General features: G+C 33.7%; 1 protein-coding gene. It reads left to right on the forward strand.

What is annotated here, in order from left to right; genetic code table 11:
* On the forward strand, positions 1–2,011 hold a 2,011-nt coding region (locus MBFIL_RS04170), incomplete at both ends, for a beta strand repeat-containing protein (RefSeq protein ID WP_157078648.1).

Here is a 2,011-nt window from a genome sequence, read left to right on the forward strand (position 1 = left end):
GGTGAGAGTGTTGCTTTGAGTATTACTGTTGTTATTATTGGTAATGGTACAGTTATTAATACTGCGAGTGTGACTGTGGATCAGAATAATACTAACACCAATAATGGGTCTGATAATGAAACTATTACTGTGAGTAATAATGTTAATGTGGGTGTTGTTAAGGTTTCTAACACTACTGGCACTGCGAATATTGGTGATATTATTACTTATACTATTACTGTGACTAATAATGGTTCTGGTAATGCTACTGGTGTATATGTGACTGATTTGTTGAATGCTACTGTTTTGAGTTTTGTAGGTAGTAATGGTTCTTATGATAATAATACTGGTATTTGGTCTATTGGTGATTTAGGTGCTGGTGAAACGGTTGCTTTGAGTATTACTGTTGTTATTATTGGTAATGGTACAGTTATTAATACTGCGAGTGTGTCTGTGGATCAGAATAATACTAATGTGGATAATGGGTCTGATAATGAAACTATTACTGTGAGTAATAATGTTAATGTGGGTGTTGTTAAGGTTTCTAACACTACTGGATCAGCGAATATTGGTGATATTATTACTTATACTATTATTGTGTCTAATTATGGTTCTGGTAATGCTACTGGTGTGTTTGTGACTGATTTGTTGAATGCTAGTGTTTTGAGTTTTGTAGGTAGTAATGGTTCTTATGATAATAATACTGGTATTTGGTCTATTGGTGATTTAGGTGCTGGTGAAGCGGTTGCTTTGAGTATTACTGTTGTTATTGTTGGTAATGGTACAGTTATTAATATTGCGAGTGTGTCTGTGGATCAGAATAACACTAATGAGGATAATGGGTCTGATAATGAAACTATTAATGTGTCTAATAATGTTGATGTGAGTGTTGTTAAGGTTTCTAATACTACTGGGTCAGCGAATATTGGTGATGTTATTACTTACACTATTATTGTGTCTAATAATGGTTTTGGTAATGCTACTGGTGTATATGTGACTGATTTGTTGAATGCTAGTGTTTTGAGTTTTGTAGGTAGTAATGGTTCTTATGATAATGTTACTGGTGTTTGGTCTATTGGTGATTTAGGTGCTGGTGAAACGGTTGCTTTGAGTATTACTGTTGTTATTATTGGTAATGGTACAGTTATTAATACTGCGAGTGTAACTGTGGATCAGAATAACACTAACACCAATAATGGATCAGATAATGAAATTATTAATGTGAGTAATAATGTTAATGTGAGTGTTGTTAAGGTTTCTAACACTACTGGATCAGCGAATATTGGTGATGTTATTACTTATACTATTATTGTGTCTAATAATGGTTCTGGTAATGCTACTGGTGTATATGTGACTGATTTGTTGAATGCTACTGTTTTGAGTTTTGTAAGTAGTAATGGTTCTTATGATAATGTTACTGGTGTTTGGTCTATTGGGTCTCTTGGTGCTGGTGAGAGTGTTGCTTTGAGTATTACTGTTGTTATTATTGGTAATGGTACAGTTATTAATACTGCGAGTGTGTCTGTGGATCAGAATAACACTAATGTGGATAATGGGTCTGATAATGAAACTATTAATGTGAGTAATAATGTTAATGTGAGTGTTGTTAAGGTTTCTAATACTACTGGGTCAGCGAATATTGGTGATGTTATTACTTATACTATTATTGTGTCTAATAATGGTTCTGGTAATGCTACTGGTGTATATGTGACTGATTTGTTGAATGCTACTGTTTTGAGTTTTGTAGGTAGTAATGGTTCTTATGATAATGTTACTGGTGTTTGGTCTATTGGGTCTCTTGGTGCTGGTGAGAGTGTTGCTTTGAGTATTACTGTTGTTATTATTGGTAATGGTACGGTTACTAACACTGCGAGTGTGACTGTGGATCAGAATAACACTAACACCAATAATGGATCAGATAATGAAACTATTAATGTGAGTAATAATGTTAATGTGAGTGTTGTTAAGGTTTCTAACACTACTGGATCAGCGAATATTGGTGATATTATTACTTATACTATTACTGTGACTA

Origin of the sequence: Methanobrevibacter filiformis (assembly GCF_001639265.1) — an archaeon.
In the GTDB taxonomy this organism is placed as follows: domain Archaea; phylum Methanobacteriota; class Methanobacteria; order Methanobacteriales; family Methanobacteriaceae; genus Methanacia; species Methanacia filiformis.